Here is a 14,455-nt window from a genome sequence, read left to right as displayed (position 1 = left end):
GAGGAGTCCATGCGCTTCCGCCACCCCGACGGCACCACCGTCCATCTCGCCTACTGCACCAACGTCCACCCGGCGGAGACCCTCGACGGTGTCCTCGCCCAGCTCCGCGACCACTGCGAACCCGTACGCAAACGCCTCGGCCGCGACCGCCTCGGCATCGGCCTCTGGCTGGCCAGGGAGGCGGCCCGCGCACTTATCACCGACCCGTCGGCCCTGCGCGGCCTCAAGGCCGAACTCGACCGACGCGGTCTGGAAGTCGTCACCCTCAACGGCTTCCCCTACGAGGGCTTCGGCGCCGAAGAGGTCAAGTACCGCGTCTACCGGCCGGACTGGACCGACCCCGAGCGACTGGCCCACACCACCGATCTGGCCCGGCTGCTCGCCGCACTGCTCCCCGACGACGTCAGCGAAGGCACCGTCTCCACCCTTCCGCTCGCCTGGCGCACCCACTTCGACGACACCGCGGCCGCCACCGCGAAGGACGCGCTCACCGCACTCGCCGAACGCCTCGACGCCCTCGAAGACCTCACCGGCAAATCCATCCGGATAGCGCTGGAACCCGAGCCCGGCTGTGTCGTGGAGACCACCGCGGACGCGATCGGACCGCTCACCGCCATCGGCTCGGGCCGCATCGGCGTCTGCATCGACACGTGCCACCTCGCCACCTCCTTCGAGGACCCCGCGACCGCGCTGGCCGCACTCGCCGAAGCCGGGATCACCGTCCCCAAGGCACAGCTGTCCGCCGCGCTCCACGCCGACGAGCCCCATCTGCCCGATGTGCGCACCGCCCTCGCGGCGTTCGCCGAACCCCGCTTCCTCCACCAGACCCGTACCCGCACCGCCGCCGGACTGCGCGGCACCGACGACCTCGAAGAGGCCGTGTCCGGCCGGGCCCTGCCCGACGCCGCGCCCTGGCGGTCCCACTTCCACGTCCCGCTGCACGCCCCGCCCGCCCCACCGCTCACCTCCACACTCCCCGTGCTCCAGGACACCCTCACCCGTCTCGTCGGCGGCCCCGCGCCCCTGACCCGCCATCTGGAGGTCGAGACCTACACCTGGCAGGCCCTCCCGGCCGAGGTGCGCCCCCGCAACCGCACCCAGCTCGCCGAGGGCATCGCAGCGGAACTCACCCTCGCCCGCGATCTGCTGGTCGACCTCGGGCTCAAGGAGCTGCCATGACCGACACCGCAAGCCCCACCCCCCTCCTGGTCGTGGACGTCGTCGGCCTCACCCCCCGGCTCCTCGACCACATGCCCCATCTCAAGGCCCTCGGCGCGTCCGGTTCACAGGCCCCGCTGTCCACCGTGCTGCCCGCCGTGACCTGCGCCGCGCAGTCCACCTTCCTCACCGGCACCCTGCCCTCCGAGCACGGCATCGTCGCCAACGGCTGGTACTTCCGCGAACTCGGCGACGTACTGCTGTGGCGACAGCACAACGGACTCGTCTCCGGCGACAAGATCTGGGACGCCGCCCGCCGCGCCCACCCCGGCTACACCGTGGCCAACGTCTGCTGGTGGTACGCCATGGGCGCGGACACCGACTTCACCGTCACCCCGCGCCCCGTCTACTACGCGGACGGCCGCAAGGAGCCCGACTGCTACACCCGGCCCCCCGCACTGCACGACGAACTCACCGAGAAGCTCGGCACCTTCCCGCTGTTCCACTTCTGGGGACCGGGCGCGGACATCGTCTCCAGCCAGTGGATCATCGACGCCACGCGCCACATCATGCGCACCCGCCACCCCGATCTGACCCTGTGCTACCTCCCGCATCTCGACTACGACCTCCAGCGGTACGGCCCCGACGACCCGCGCTCCCACCGCGCCGCCGCCGAACTCGACACCGCGATCGCCCCACTGCTCGACGACGCCCGCCAGGAGGGCCGTACCGTCGTCGCGCTCTCCGAGTACGGGATCACCGAGGTCAGCCGGCCCGTCGACATCAACCGCGCCCTCCGGCACGCCGGACTCCTCGAAGTCCACACCCAGGACGGCATGGAGTATCTCGACCCGATGGCCTCACGCGCCTTCGCCGTCGCCGACCACCAGCTCGCCCATGTCTATGTGAAGCGGCCCGAGGACCTCGAAGCCACCCGTGAGGCCCTCGCCTCGCTCCCCGGCCTCGAACAGCTCCTCGACGACGAGGGCAAGAAGGCCAACGGCCTCGACCACCCCCGCTCCGGCGAACTCGTGGCCGTCGCCGAGCCCGACGCCTGGTTCACGTACTACTACTGGCTCGACGACGCCCGCGCCCCCGACTTCGCCCAGCTCGTCGAGATCCACCGCAAACCCGGCTACGACCCGGTCGAGCTGTTCATGGACCCCGAGGACCCCTACGTACGGCTGAAGGCGGCCAAGGCGGTCGCCCGCAAGAAGCTCGGCATGCGCTACCGCCTCGCGGTCGTACCCCTCGACCCCTCACCGATCCGCGGCAGCCACGGCCGCCTCCCCCCGAGCGACGACGAAGGTCCGCTCATCCTCTGCTCCACCCCCCGCGCAGTCGAAGGCCGCGTCGCGGCCACCGACGTGAAGTCCCTGCTGCTCCAACTCGCCGGCCTCACCCGAGGCTCCGCCCCATCCGACCCCTCAGCCGAAAGAGAGAGACCGTGACCCCGTTCAAGGACGAACCCGGTACCGCCGAGTCCCTGCGCCGCACTCTCGGAGTGGACCGCCGCCGCTTCCTCACCACCTGCACCGCCGTCGGGGCGGCAGTCGTCGCCGCCCCGGTCTTCGGCGCCTCGCCCGCCTTCGCCGGCGACAAGGACGGCGACAAGGACCGCGGCAAGGGACACAACCACGACCGGAAGGCCCTCGTCCCCGCGCACAAGCGCGGCATCATCCTCTACACCGTCCGGGACGCGATCGGCCGCGACCCGAAGACCTCCGATCTGCCCTCCGGCTTCCGCGAGGTCTTCAGAGAGCTGGCCCGGTACGGCTACAAGCAGGTCGAGTTCGCCGGATACGGCCAGCACGCCAACGCCCCCGGTGGCGGCAACCTGGACAGCGTGCAGGGCGCCACGCTGCTGCGCTCCTGGCTCGACGACTACGGTCTCAAGGCTCAGGGCAACCACGGCTTCATCCCCGGCTCCTGGCCGCTCAGCACACCCGACCTGGACAAGTTCAAGCAGGCCCTGGAGATCGCCAACATCCTCGGCATGGACCACATGGGAACCGGTGGCGACCCCACCTGGGGCTCCACGAAGGCCGAATGGGACGTCGCCGCGGACAAGTGGAACGCCATGGGCGCCATCGCCCGCCGCGCCGGCATCAAGCTCTACACCCACAACCACGACGGCGCGTACGACTTCCTGCTCGACGGCGGACCCCTGGACGCCCAGGGCCGCCCGACCCGCAGCTCCGGCATCCGCAAGCTGGAGTACTTCCTCACGCGGACCGACCCGAAGAACGTCTGGCTGGAGCTGGACATCTTCTGGGCGCATGTGGCCCGGTACAAGTTCCACACCTACACGGCCCACAACGGGCAGCAGCGCACCAGCGTCTTCGACCCGGCGAGGCTCGTGGACCGTCACAACAAGCGCTTCCCGCTCTTCCACGCCAAGGACGGCGTGATCAACACCGCGAGCGGGAACGGGTACGACATGGTGCCGTTCGGCACCGGTGACATCGACTACGAGCGCTTCTTCACGCGCGTGGGCGAGAAGAACTACCACAACCCGATGGTCGAACAGGACAACGCGCCCAGCGGCTCGGTGCCCGGCCAGTCGCTGGAGCACGCGCGGATCGGCTACAACAACATCTCGGCGCTGCGCAGGCGCTGAGACCCCCGGCGGAGGCTCCGGCCTCCGGTGTGAGCGCCGCCGGCGGGCCGGCGCTCACACCACACCGCCGGGCCGTCCATCCACTGACGCGTGCGGCCTCCCGGAGTTGTCCGGGGGCCGCACCGCCGTGTCCGGCCCGCGACGCGCGACCGCCGTAACCGGCACAGTGGCGACCGCGCCCCGGCAGCCTCCCGCCGCGCTCATGGCCGCACGCGGAGACCGAGGCCGACGGACACACGATCACCGCCGACAACACGACCGACCTGATGGACGGCCACGCCGAGAGGACCTTCGAACTTCCCCGGGTTCGGTGGACAACTGTCGTAACGCACGGCTCAGCCGATGCCCTGGCGGTCGGGCCGGAGCGCGAACTCCCGCTCGGCCGCGTCTGGCTGGGCCCGCACCACCTCCCGCATCAGCAGCGTCCGGTGCCGCAGCAACGGCTCCCTGCGGTCCTCGGGCGCGAGCAGCAGCAGATCGTCGATCGCCGCCATCAGCCGCCGGGTGACCTGCGGAGCGCCGGCGGCGGCCCCGCGGATCTCGGCCAGCCCCAGATCCACCAGATCCGTCCACATCGGTACGGGCTGCACCAGCCGTACCGTCCCGTCGCGGTCCCGGTGATACACGGTCCCGAGCGGCCTGCGCGCCACGGCCGACAGCAGCAGCACGATCCGGTCGAGGCACTGCACGGCGGTCGTCGGATCGTTCACGGCCGCCGACAGCGCCCGCATGGCGATGTCCGAGAGCTGCCGCAGCCCGAGCCCCAGATCCTGGTGGAAGGTCCGGTCGGTCCCGACGGACACGGCGTAGCGCGGAACCCGCACCAATGACGCGCCCTCGCCGTGCACCGCCAGCATCGGAGTCCCCGGCACGACGAAGTCCCCGATGCGGGGAATGAGCCGCAGTACGACCCCGTTCCGCCGCGCGGTGCGTACGAGCCGCGCGACATGCACATCCCTGAGCACCCCGGCCCGCCCCTGATACGCGAGCCGGGCGACCTCGCCCGGCAGCTCCACCGCCCCCGCGCCCCCTCCGGGCTGCCGCGTCAGCATCCGCCCCGCCTCCCGCGCGATCCGGTCCACCACCGGCCCCACCTGCATCAGCCGCAGCGTCGACGACACAAAGGCGATGAAGAGCAGCAGACTCAGCCCCACCATGGCCATCGTCAGCAGACTCTGCAGCACCGGAACGGAGGTCACCCGCCGCGGATCGGTCACACTCTCGTACGAGGTCAGCACCAGCAGCGAGAACAGGAACGTCGCCAGGAACACCGTCAGCGTGAGCTTGCTGATCCTGCTCCGGACGAAGATCCGCACCACGCGGGGGGTGAGCTGCCCGCTCGCCATCTGCACGGCGACCAGCGAGATGCTGAACACGACGCCGATGAAGGTCATCATCGCCGAGCTGATCGTCGTTACGATCGTCTTGGCGTCCTCGGTGATCGAGACCAGGTCGCTGATCTCCTCGTATGCCTCCTCGGCCCGCAGATACTCGATGATCGCCGTGTCGAGCACCGCCGCCGCCCACCACAGCAGGACGGCGCAGAGCAGGCCCACGGTGGGCGCGAACCACAGGGTGTCGCGCAGATGCTCGCGCAGCGGCGAGAGCGGACGGGGCCGTGGAGAGCTGCGATCGGTCACGCATACGAACCTAACGTCACCGAATGTGTTGTTACGAATACCCGCTGTTCGAATGCCCCTTCGGCGTGTCCCCGCGCCCCGTCGCCGCCGCCGCACCTCACTGACCACGGGATATGCGGGTGAAGACGACCTCGAAGCCCTGGTATTGTTGTCGGTGTCGCCAGGGGAAGCCCAAGGCGATCACCTGGTCCGGGTGGCGGAATGGCAGACGCGCTAGCTTGAGGTGCTAGTGCCCTTTAACGGGCGTGGGGGTTCAAGTCCCCCCTCGGACACAAGAGAGAACCCCAGTCGATCTGGGGTTCTTCATGTTTCTCGGGCTGTGGTGTGACCGACCACGTGACCAACAGCCGAGCGAATGCCCGGGTCAGGTCAGCTGTGCAGCCGGCTCTTCGGCTCGTAGTCCTCCTTGGAGAATCACCGGCGTCCGCAACCCGGTGAAGTGGTGCCCGGCCGAACCCGCTGCCTGCCGAGCGGCGGCACGGTCAGGTCCGTGCCCGTCGTGCTCCGGGTTGTGCACGAAGACCACGTCCACGCGGCCGAGCGCGGCCAACGGCGTCGGCAGGCGCTCCGGCGAGTGCCCCACGGCCTCGCGGGCGAGTATGCCGACTCCGCGTTCGGCGATCGCCCCCTACCCGCCTCCGGGGACAAGGAACACCTTTCCTTGCCTGCCCTTCTGCTCCGCCTGAACGACGGCCTCGTCGATCTCGTCGAGAGAGAATTTACGTCCGGGAGAGGTTTCCACGATTCCCTCCCGCATGAGATCGGTGATGTCCTGGCCCAGCTGCTTCCGCTGTTCTTCCGTGAGCCTTGGCAGCCAGTATCCCAGCCAGTAGACCTCCAGGATTCGGCGGCCGGCCAGGATGAAACGCGGGTCGTCGCCGACGCGGATCGGTTCGCCCGTGAGGGAGCCGTAGACCAGCATGCGTCCGTCTTCGTGGAGTGACTTGAAGATCTGTGTGCCGGTTTCTCCCACCACAGGGTCGATGGCGTATTTGACGCCCGCCGGGTCGACGACTTTCCGTACCTGTTCGTCGACCGGCCCGTCCGCGGTGATGAGCACGACATCGGCGCCGAGCCGCTCCAACTCTTCCGCGGATTCGCGTCTGCGGACGACGTTGACGGTACGAATGCCATCCCGCTTGGCCAGTCTGATGACCATGCGTCCGAGTTCGGACCCGGCCGCGGACTGGAGCAGCCATTCCCCCTCGGGGACCGCCAGAACATGGCGGACCATGAGAATGGCCGAGGCCGGATTGATGACGAAGGAGGCCACTTGGTCGTCGGGGAACTCGTCGGGTGCGAGGAACAAGTCGCCTGCGGGGACGACAGCGTATTCGGCCCAGTTGCCGCCCTGGCCGTTGACGACCGATACCCGTTGCCCTTCGGCTACTTCCCGTACTCCCGGCCCGAGAGCTTCGACAATGCCGACGCCCTCGAATCCGGTAGGTGCCGGGAAATGTGCTTGGACGCCCGCATACTGTCCCCGCACATACAGCAGATCGGACGGATTCACCGGCGTCTGCAGGATGCGGACCTTCACTTGTCCTTCGCCGGGCTCGGGAATGGTCAGATCCTCGACGGTAAGAACCTCGGTCGGCTCCCCATGCTGAGCGAAACGGATAGCTTTCATTCTCGACTCCTGAGTGTGGTCGTCACCAGGACAGACGGTGATCGTCGCGTTGTTCACTCATGGCGTTCGAGGGCGCGGTGCGGAAATGCGTTTCGTCGGATGTCCCTGCCAGGACGAATGCCGGACCCCGCGTAGCGACAGTAACTCGCCTGGCCAGGAGGCGCATGTCAGGCCCTGCATGGCCGATTTTCGTGTTGTCGGGTAGACGATCACAGCGTGGGCGAGCGAAGAAAGCCGGTGCGGCTTGGTCGGCCACGTGATCAATGTACGACCAACAGCGGTCCGAAGCTGGCGGAAGTAGAGGGAAGGCATGACTAACGCCCCGCGAGCAGAGCGAAGATGGTCGGGCACGTGACCAACGGCGGACCGGTCCCGGAGCCGGGAGCGGTCTCCGGTCTGGTTACAGTCGGACCATGAGTGCGGAACCGAACCGTGGCGCAGCCGCCGGGACCAGCGTCCTCGACGCCGTGGAGGTGGCGGCCGACCCGGAGTCGCAGGCCGTTTTCGCGCGGGCGGCGCACCGGATTCTGGCGGAGCTGGTCGGTGGGGGAGCGGCGCTCGGATGGGTGGAGCCGCCGTCCTCGGACGAGGTCGCGGAACTGCTCGCCGAGGTCGTCGGCGCGGTGCGGGCCGGGGACGCGGCCCTTCGGGCGGCCTATGTGGACCGTCGGCTCGTCGGACTCGGGTACTGGCGTCGGTACGCCCGGCCCACCCATCGGCCGCACGCCGATCTGGAGAAGGTCGCCGTGGACGCCGCCGTTCACGGGCGCGGCGTCGGCCGGACGCTGACCGCCGCCCTGGTCGCGGACGCCCGTGCGGCCGGTATCGAGGTGCTCACGCTGGACGCCAGGGGTGACAACACCGATGCCCTCCGGCTCTACCGGTCGCTGGGCTTCGTCGAGTACGGCCGGCTCCGCGACTTCGTCGCCGTGGGGGAGCGCCGCTACGACAAGGTCTTCTGCATGCTGGACTTCCGCCGTGAGAGCTGACGGACCGTGGCTGATCCAGACCCGGGACCGCACCTGCTCGACAGAGGTGATCGGCGAAGCCCGCCGGTAGACCTCGGGCTTCGCCTCCCGGGTGCCCCGAAGAACATGCGCCCCGCGCTCCGCAGCGCCGGATTCAGGCGCTGCGGAACCGGACGCGGCCCGCTATCGGCAGATGGTCGCTCCCCGTCTCCGGCAGCGCCCACACTCGGGTGACGGTCGCCGACCTGGCCATGATCTGGTCGATGCGGGCCAGCGGCAGAGCCGCGGGCCAGCTGAAGGCGAAGTCCGCGTCGGGGGAGTCCAGACGCGAGCCGACCGGGTCGAGTCCCCGGTCGTCCGTCGTGGCGTTGAGGTCGCCGAGCAGGATCAACCGGTCCAGTGGTTCGGCCGCGAGCGCCGCGCCGAGGAGTACGGCGCTCTCGTCCCGCCATTCCGTGTCGAAGCCCTTCGGCCCGAGCCGTACGGACGGCAGATGGGCCACGTACACGGCGACCTCGCCGTGCGGGGTGATCGCGGTCGCCCGCAGACCCCGGTTCCAGCCGTCGGGGACGTCCTCCGGCTTGATGTCCACCGGCCGGACGTCCCGCAGCGGGTACCGGGACCAGAGGCCGACCGTCCCGACGGCCGCCCGATGGGGGTACTCCGCCGCCAGGGCCGAAGCGTAGGCGGGCGCGGCGGCGGGCGTCAGTTCCTCCACGGCCACCAGATCGGCATCCGCCGTGAGGAGGGTCTTCGCCGTCCCCGACGGATCCGGATTCACATCGCTCACATTGTGCTGAAGCACCGTCAGATCGTAGGCGCTGCCGTCGGACCGGGAGAACACCGTCCCGCCGAAGAGCGCGAGCCAGACCACCGCCGGCACCAGCGCCGCACCCACCGCCACCCACGACCGGCGCCACAGCGCCAGACCCAGCAGCACCGGGACGGCCAGACCGAGCCACGGCAGGAACGTCTCCAGCAGACTGCCCGCCCGGCCGACCGCGTTGGGGACGGCGTCGTGGAAGACCAGCAGAGCGGCGACCAGCAGGGCGGACGTCACCACAAGGGAGTCCCGGACCCGGAGCGAGCTCACCGGCCGCCTCCCGAGGGCCCTTCCGCGGTTGAGTACCGATCGCCGGGAGCGAGCCCTCGCCGCCGGTTCCCGATCGCCATCGGCCCGCTCCATCGCCCGCCACGCTCCTGTCCCTGTTCCCCGTCCCCGTACACCGGCGTTTTCGTTCCCCCAACCGACGACGCGGGGACTCGGTGATCCGGTTCCCGCAGGTGAGAGGCCGCGGGCACACGGCCGTCCGGAGCGGCCCACCCGGCTCCCGGCGCTCCGGAGACCCGGCCACGCCATCCGCGCCGGACACCCGCGCCCGACACCGCGGGGACCCGGCCCCGACCCGAGCGCTCAGGGGAATCCGGCCACGGCTGCCCTATCACCCATCCCGACTCGGCCACCGCGTCCAGGCAGCCCGTACAGGTTGCGTCAAGAGCGCCGACCGGGCCGTATGGGTCGTGTCAACGAAAGCGGCGAACCGGCCAAAGCGGGGTTTCCTCGAACAGTCCGAATCCGAGCAGTTCCGATCCATACAGGAGCTCACGATGGCCGATGTGGCCTTCGTCGTCACCACGATCGCGGTGTTCGCGCTGGTGGCCCTCATCGCCAAGGGGGTGGCGAAGCTGTGACCGCCGAGAACATCGTCGGCCTCGTCGTGGCCGTCGCCCTGCTGGGCTATCTCGTCCTCGCCCTTCTGTACCCGGAGAGGTTCTAGACCGGATATGAGTCCCGTACTTGCCGGTGTGCTCCAGCTGCTGGCGCTCATGGTCGCGCTCGCCCTGGTCTACCGTCCGCTGGGCGACTACATGGCCCGCGTCTACTCCTCCGACAAGCATCTGCGGGTGGAGAAGTGGATCTACAAGGCCATCGGCGCCAACCCGAACACGGAGATGCGCTGGACCGCCTATCTGCGCGGTGTGCTCGCGTTCTCGGCGGCCGGCGTTCTGTTCCTCTATCTCCTCCAGCGGCTTCAGGGGTCGCTGCCCGGATCGCTCGGGTTCCAGTCGATCGACCCCGACCAGGCGTTCAACACGGCGGCGTCCTTCGTCGCCAACACCAACTGGCAGTCGTACTACGGCGAGCAGGCCATGGGCCATGTCGTGCAGACCGGCGGCCTGGCGGTGCAGAACTTCGTCTCGGCCGCCGTGGGGATAGCGGTGGCGGTGGCCCTGGTACGGGGCTTCGCCCGCTCCCGCACCGGTGAGCTGGGCAACTTCTGGGCCGACCTGGTCCGGGGCACCGTACGCATCCTGATCCCGATCGCCGTGATCAGCGCGATCCTGCTGGTCTCCATGGGCGCGATCCAGAACTTCGCCGGCATTCACGGCGTCGGCCAGTTCATGGGCGGCAGCCAGGAGTGGAACGGCGGTGCGGTCGCCTCCCAGGAGGTGATCAAGGAGCTGGGCACCAACGGCGGCGGCTACTTCAACGCCAACTCGGCCCACCCCTTCGAGAACCCGAACGGTCTATCGAACCTGCTGGAGATCTTCCTGATCCTGGTCATCCCCCTGTCGATCACCCGCACCTTCGGCCGGATGGTCGGCAATGTGCGGCAGGGCTACGCGATCCTCGGCACGATGGTCCTGATCTGGGTCGGCTTCACCGCGCTGATGATGTGGACCGAGTTCGCCCACCCCGGCCCCGCGTTCGACATCGCGGGCGGTGCGATGGAGGGCAAGGAGACCCGGTTCGGCATCGGCGGCTCGTCGATCTTCGCCGTGGCCACCACCCTCACCTCCACTGGAGCGGTCAACAGCTTCCTCTCCTCCTTCACCGGCTACGGCGGCGGCATCGCCATGCTCGGGATGCAGCTCGGTGAGATCGCGCCCGGTGGCGTCGGCTCCGGACTGTACGGCATGCTGATCATGGCGATCATCGCGGTGTTCCTGGCCGGACTGATGGTCGGCCGTACACCCGAATATCTCGGCAAGAAGATCGGCACCCGCGAGATCAAGCTCGCGGCCTGCTACATCCTGATCACCCCGGCACTGGTGCTCTGCTTCACCGCCCTCGCGATCGCCCTGCCGACCCCGCCCGACTCCATCACCAACACGGCCGAGACCGCGGTCGGGGGCTCGGGAGCCCACGGCTTCTCCGAGATCCTGTACGCCTACACCTCGGGCGCCAACAACAACGGATCGGCCTTCGCCGGCCTCAACGCCGACACCCAGTGGTACAACACCACGATCGGGCTCGCGATGCTGCTGGGCCGCTTCCTGCCCATGGTGTTCGTCCTCGCGCTCGCCGGTTCACTGGCCGAGCAGAAGCCGATCCCGGCGACCACCGGAACGCTGCGGACCGAGAAGCCACTGTTCACGGGCCTGCTCGTCGGCACGATCCTCATCATCACCGGACTGACCTACTTCCCGGCGCTGGCGCTGGGTCCGCTCGCCGAAGGGCTCGCGTCATGAGCACCGTAACTCCCACCCGAGCGCCGCACTCGGACGTGCCCACGGGGCACAAGCCCCAGGGCGGGCGGGTCGGCGGGGGTCTCTTCGACCCCAAACAGCTGGTCAAGTCGTTCCCCGACGCGCTGAGAAAGCTCGATCCGCGGGTGATGGTCAAATCGCCCGTCATGTTCGTCGTACTGATCGGCTCGGTCCTCACGACCGCGCTGGCCGTCACGGACCCGGGGGACTGGTTCGGCTGGGCGATCGCCGTCTGGCTCTGGCTCACCACGATCTTCGCCAATCTGGCGGAGGCGGTGGCCGAGGGCCGCGGCAAGGCGCAGGCGGACACCCTGCGCAAGGCCAAGACCGACACGGTCGCGCGCCGGCTGGACGGCCCACGCGAGGAGCGGGTCGCCGGCACCGAACTCCGTATCGGCGATCTGGTGGTCTGTGAGGCCGGAGACGTCATCCCCGGCGACGGCGATGTCGTCGAGGGCGTCGCGTCCGTCGACGAGTCGGCCATCACCGGAGAGTCCGCCCCCGTCATCCGTGAGTCGGGCGGCGACCGCAGCGCGGTCACCGGCGGTACGAAGGTCCTGTCCGACCGGATCGTCGTCAAGATCACCACCAAGCCGGGCGAAACGTTCATCGACCGGATGATCGCGCTGGTCGAGGGCGCGTCCCGGCAGAAGACGCCCAACGAGATCGCGCTCAACATCCTGCTCGCCTCGCTGACGATCGTCTTCCTGCTGGCCGTGGTCACCCTGAAGCCCTTCGCCATCCACGCGGGAGCCGACTCCGAGACCTCGCTGATCGTGCTGACCGCACTGCTGGTCTGTCTGATCCCGACGACGATCGGCGCCCTGCTCTCGGCGATCGGCATCGCCGGCATGGACCGGCTCGTCCAGCGCAATGTGCTCGCCATGTCCGGGCGCGCTGTCGAGGCGGCGGGCGATGTGTCGACCCTGCTGCTGGACAAGACGGGCACGATCACGCTCGGCAACCGCCAGGCGTCCGAGTTCGTTCCCGTCGGCGGCTGCACCGCGGCCGAACTCGCGGACGCGGCCCAGCTCTCCTCGCTCGCCGACGAGACCCCCGAAGGCCGCTCGATCGTGGTCCTCGCCAAGGAGAAGTACGGGCTGCGCGAACGCCACCAGGGCGAGCTGAGGCACGCCGAGTGGATCGCCTTCACCGCGCAGACCCGGATGTCCGGCGTCGACGTCGACGGCCGCAGGATCCGCAAGGGCGCGACCGGAGCGGTCATCGCCTGGGTCAGGGAACAGGGCGGAACCGTCGCCGAGGACGCCGACCGGGTCACCGACCGGATCGCGGAGGCGGGCGGCACACCGCTGCTCGTCGCCGTCGCGGACGGCGACGGCGCCCGGATCCTGGGCGTCATCCACCTCAAGGACGTCGTCAAGGACGGCATGCGGGACCGGTTCGAGGAACTGCGCCGCATGGGCATCAAGACCGTCATGATCACAGGCGACAACCCCCTGACCGCACGGGCCATCGCCCAGGAGGCCGGTGTCGACGACTTCCTCGCCGAGGCCACCCCCGAGGACAAGATGGCCCTCATCAAGAGGGAGCAGGCGGGCGGCAAGCTGGTCGCGATGACCGGCGACGGCACGAACGACGCTCCCGCGCTCGCCCAGGCGGACGTGGGCGTGGCGATGAACACCGGCACCTCGGCCGCCAAGGAGGCCGGGAACATGGTGGACCTGGACTCCAACCCCACCAAGCTGATCGAGATCGTCGAGATCGGCAAGCAGCTCCTCATCACACGGGGCGCGCTCACGACGTTCTCCATCGCCAATGACGTCGCGAAGTACTTCGCGATCATCCCGGCGATGTTCACGGTCGCCTATCCGGGGCTCGACACCCTGAACATCATGCGGCTGTCGTCGCCGGAGTCCGCGATCCTCTCGGCCGTCGTCTTCAACGCGCTGATCATCGTGGCCCTGGTGCCCCTCGCCCTGCGGGGTGTGCGCTACCGCCCGACCAGCGCGGACAAGATGCTCCGCCGCAACCTCGGAATCTACGGCCTCGGCGGGCTGATCGCCCCCTTCGTCGGCATCAAGATCCTCGACCTGATCATCTCCTCCATCCCTGGCATCGGGTGACGACCATGAACACCTCTGTACGCAATACGGGACGGCTCATCTCCGCGGGGGCGCGGGCCCTGCTGGTCCTGACCCTCGTCTGCGGGGTCATCTACCCCCTCGCCGTGACGGGCGTCGCCCAGGCGCTCTTCAACGACAAGGCCAACGGCTCGGAGATCACCTCCGAGGGCAAGGTCGTCGGCTCCTCCCTCATCGGCCAGACCTACTATCTGCCGAAGGCGGACCCGGACGACCCGGAGGAGACCCCGAAGCCCGACCTCAAGTGGTTCCAGCCCCGCCCGTCCAACGGCCTCGGCACCAACAGCGTCAACACCCAGTACTCGCTGATCCTCTCCGGAGCGACCAACCGCGCCGGCAACAACAAGGAACTCATCGAGTGGGTCAAGGCCGCGAAGCAGGCCGTCATCGAGGACAACAAAGCGGCCGGCTACCAGCCCAAGCCCTCCGAGGTGCCGGCCGACGCGGTCACCTCCTCCGGCTCCGGCCTCGACCCGCACATCTCACCCGAGTACGCGGATCTTCAGGTACGCCGGGTCGCCGAGAAGAACGGCCTCGACGTCGAGCAGGTCCGGAAGCTGGTCGAGCGGCACAAGAGCGACCGGATCCTGGGCTTCATCGGAGAGCCGAGGGTCAACGTTCTCGAACTGAACATCGCGCTCAAGGAGCTGGCGAAGGGGCGATAGCCCTACGGTCCGCGCCGGGAGCGCGGGGCCGGCGATCCGCCGGACCTTCACGGCGGTGCGCGGGAGCGCGGGACGAGGCGGGGCGGGGCAAGGCGATTGCGACGGGAGCCGATCCGGCCCCGTCGTTCGCGGACGGACTCCAGGTGCAGCGGGTGCTCGCCGCGGTGGAGGAGAGCGCCC

General features: G+C 69.2%; 12 protein-coding genes and 1 tRNA gene. 10 read left to right on the top strand and 3 right to left on the bottom strand.

Features of this window, described 5'->3' with window-relative positions:
- The first annotated feature begins 9 nt into the window (after positions 1 to 9).
- From eboE to ACWEFL_RS19305, 3 genes are read left to right on the top strand one after another with little or no spacing between them, the layout of a single operon-like run.
- Positions 10 to 1,179, top strand: coding sequence for a metabolite traffic protein EboE (gene eboE / locus ACWEFL_RS19315; RefSeq protein ID WP_451713871.1), 1,170 nt, complete (start codon positions 10 to 12; stop codon positions 1,177 to 1,179).
- Entirely contained in the window at positions 1,176 to 2,609 is a 1,434-nt protein-coding gene (locus ACWEFL_RS19310; RefSeq protein ID WP_451713869.1) for an alkaline phosphatase family protein, read from the top strand. Before eboE ends, ACWEFL_RS19310 begins: the two co-directional genes overlap by 4 nt.
- Complete coding sequence (locus tag ACWEFL_RS19305) at positions 2,606 to 3,778, top strand: sugar phosphate isomerase/epimerase family protein (RefSeq protein WP_451713866.1); 1,173 nt, start codon at positions 2,606 to 2,608, stop codon at positions 3,776 to 3,778. Before ACWEFL_RS19310 ends, ACWEFL_RS19305 begins: the two co-directional genes overlap by 4 nt.
- 335 nt (positions 3,779 to 4,113) lie before the next feature.
- Here ACWEFL_RS19305 and ACWEFL_RS19300 read toward each other — a convergent pair whose 3' ends face one another.
- Positions 4,114 to 5,418 carry a DUF2254 domain-containing protein gene (locus ACWEFL_RS19300; RefSeq protein WP_451713863.1) on the bottom strand — a complete coding sequence of 435 codons (1,305 nt, stop codon included), beginning with the start codon at positions 5,416 to 5,418 and terminating at the stop codon, positions 4,114 to 4,116.
- A gap of 187 nt (positions 5,419 to 5,605) precedes the next feature.
- Here ACWEFL_RS19300 and ACWEFL_RS19295 point away from each other — a divergent pair.
- Positions 5,606 to 5,690, top strand: a tRNA-Leu gene (locus tag ACWEFL_RS19295).
- 356 nt (positions 5,691 to 6,046) lie between these two features.
- On the opposite strand, the gene ACWEFL_RS19290 is transcribed toward ACWEFL_RS19295, so the two are convergent.
- On the bottom strand, positions 6,047 to 7,105 hold the full coding sequence (locus ACWEFL_RS19290) for a zinc-dependent alcohol dehydrogenase family protein (RefSeq protein ID WP_451713860.1): 1,059 nt from the start codon (positions 7,103 to 7,105) through the stop codon (positions 6,047 to 6,049).
- A 356-nt stretch (positions 7,106 to 7,461) separates the two neighbouring features.
- On the opposite strand from ACWEFL_RS19290, the gene ACWEFL_RS19285 reads away from it, so the two are divergent.
- Positions 7,462 to 8,037, top strand: coding sequence for an N-acetyltransferase family protein (locus tag ACWEFL_RS19285; RefSeq protein WP_451713857.1), 576 nt, complete (start codon positions 7,462 to 7,464; stop codon positions 8,035 to 8,037).
- A 133-nt stretch (positions 8,038 to 8,170) separates the two neighbouring features.
- Here ACWEFL_RS19285 and ACWEFL_RS19280 read toward each other — a convergent pair whose 3' ends face one another.
- Positions 8,171 to 9,202 carry an endonuclease/exonuclease/phosphatase family protein gene (locus ACWEFL_RS19280; RefSeq protein ID WP_451713854.1) on the bottom strand — a complete coding sequence of 344 codons (1,032 nt, stop codon included), beginning with the start codon at positions 9,200 to 9,202 and terminating at the stop codon, positions 8,171 to 8,173.
- Between the two features lie 335 nt (positions 9,203 to 9,537).
- Between ACWEFL_RS19280 and ACWEFL_RS19275 the strand changes: the two genes are divergently transcribed.
- From ACWEFL_RS19275 to ACWEFL_RS19255, 5 genes are read left to right on the top strand one after another with little or no spacing between them, the layout of a single operon-like run.
- Positions 9,538 to 9,708, top strand: a complete 171-nt coding sequence (locus tag ACWEFL_RS19275; protein WP_451713851.1) for a hypothetical protein — start codon at positions 9,538 to 9,540, stop codon at positions 9,706 to 9,708.
- Positions 9,705 to 9,794, top strand: coding sequence for a K(+)-transporting ATPase subunit F (gene kdpF, locus ACWEFL_RS19270; RefSeq protein WP_078075662.1), 90 nt, complete (start codon positions 9,705 to 9,707; stop codon positions 9,792 to 9,794). Before ACWEFL_RS19275 ends, kdpF begins: the two co-directional genes overlap by 4 nt.
- Before the next feature lie 7 nt (positions 9,795 to 9,801).
- Positions 9,802 to 11,490: a potassium-transporting ATPase subunit KdpA gene (gene kdpA / locus ACWEFL_RS19265; RefSeq protein ID WP_451713848.1), complete on the top strand. Its 1,689-nt coding sequence runs from the start codon at positions 9,802 to 9,804 to the stop codon at positions 11,488 to 11,490.
- Complete coding sequence (gene kdpB, locus ACWEFL_RS19260) at positions 11,487 to 13,592, top strand: potassium-transporting ATPase subunit KdpB (RefSeq protein ID WP_451713846.1); 2,106 nt, start codon at positions 11,487 to 11,489, stop codon at positions 13,590 to 13,592. Before kdpA ends, kdpB begins: the two co-directional genes overlap by 4 nt.
- 5 nt (positions 13,593 to 13,597) lie before the next feature.
- Entirely contained in the window at positions 13,598 to 14,275 is a 678-nt protein-coding gene (locus ACWEFL_RS19255; protein WP_451713843.1) for a potassium-transporting ATPase subunit C, read from the top strand.
- The last annotated feature ends 180 nt before the right edge of the window (positions 14,276 to 14,455 follow it).

This window comes from Streptomyces sp. NPDC004838, assembly GCF_053600955.1.
The sequence above is the reverse complement of the archived record's forward strand: the minus strand, read 5'-3'. Positions and strand labels throughout refer to the sequence as shown.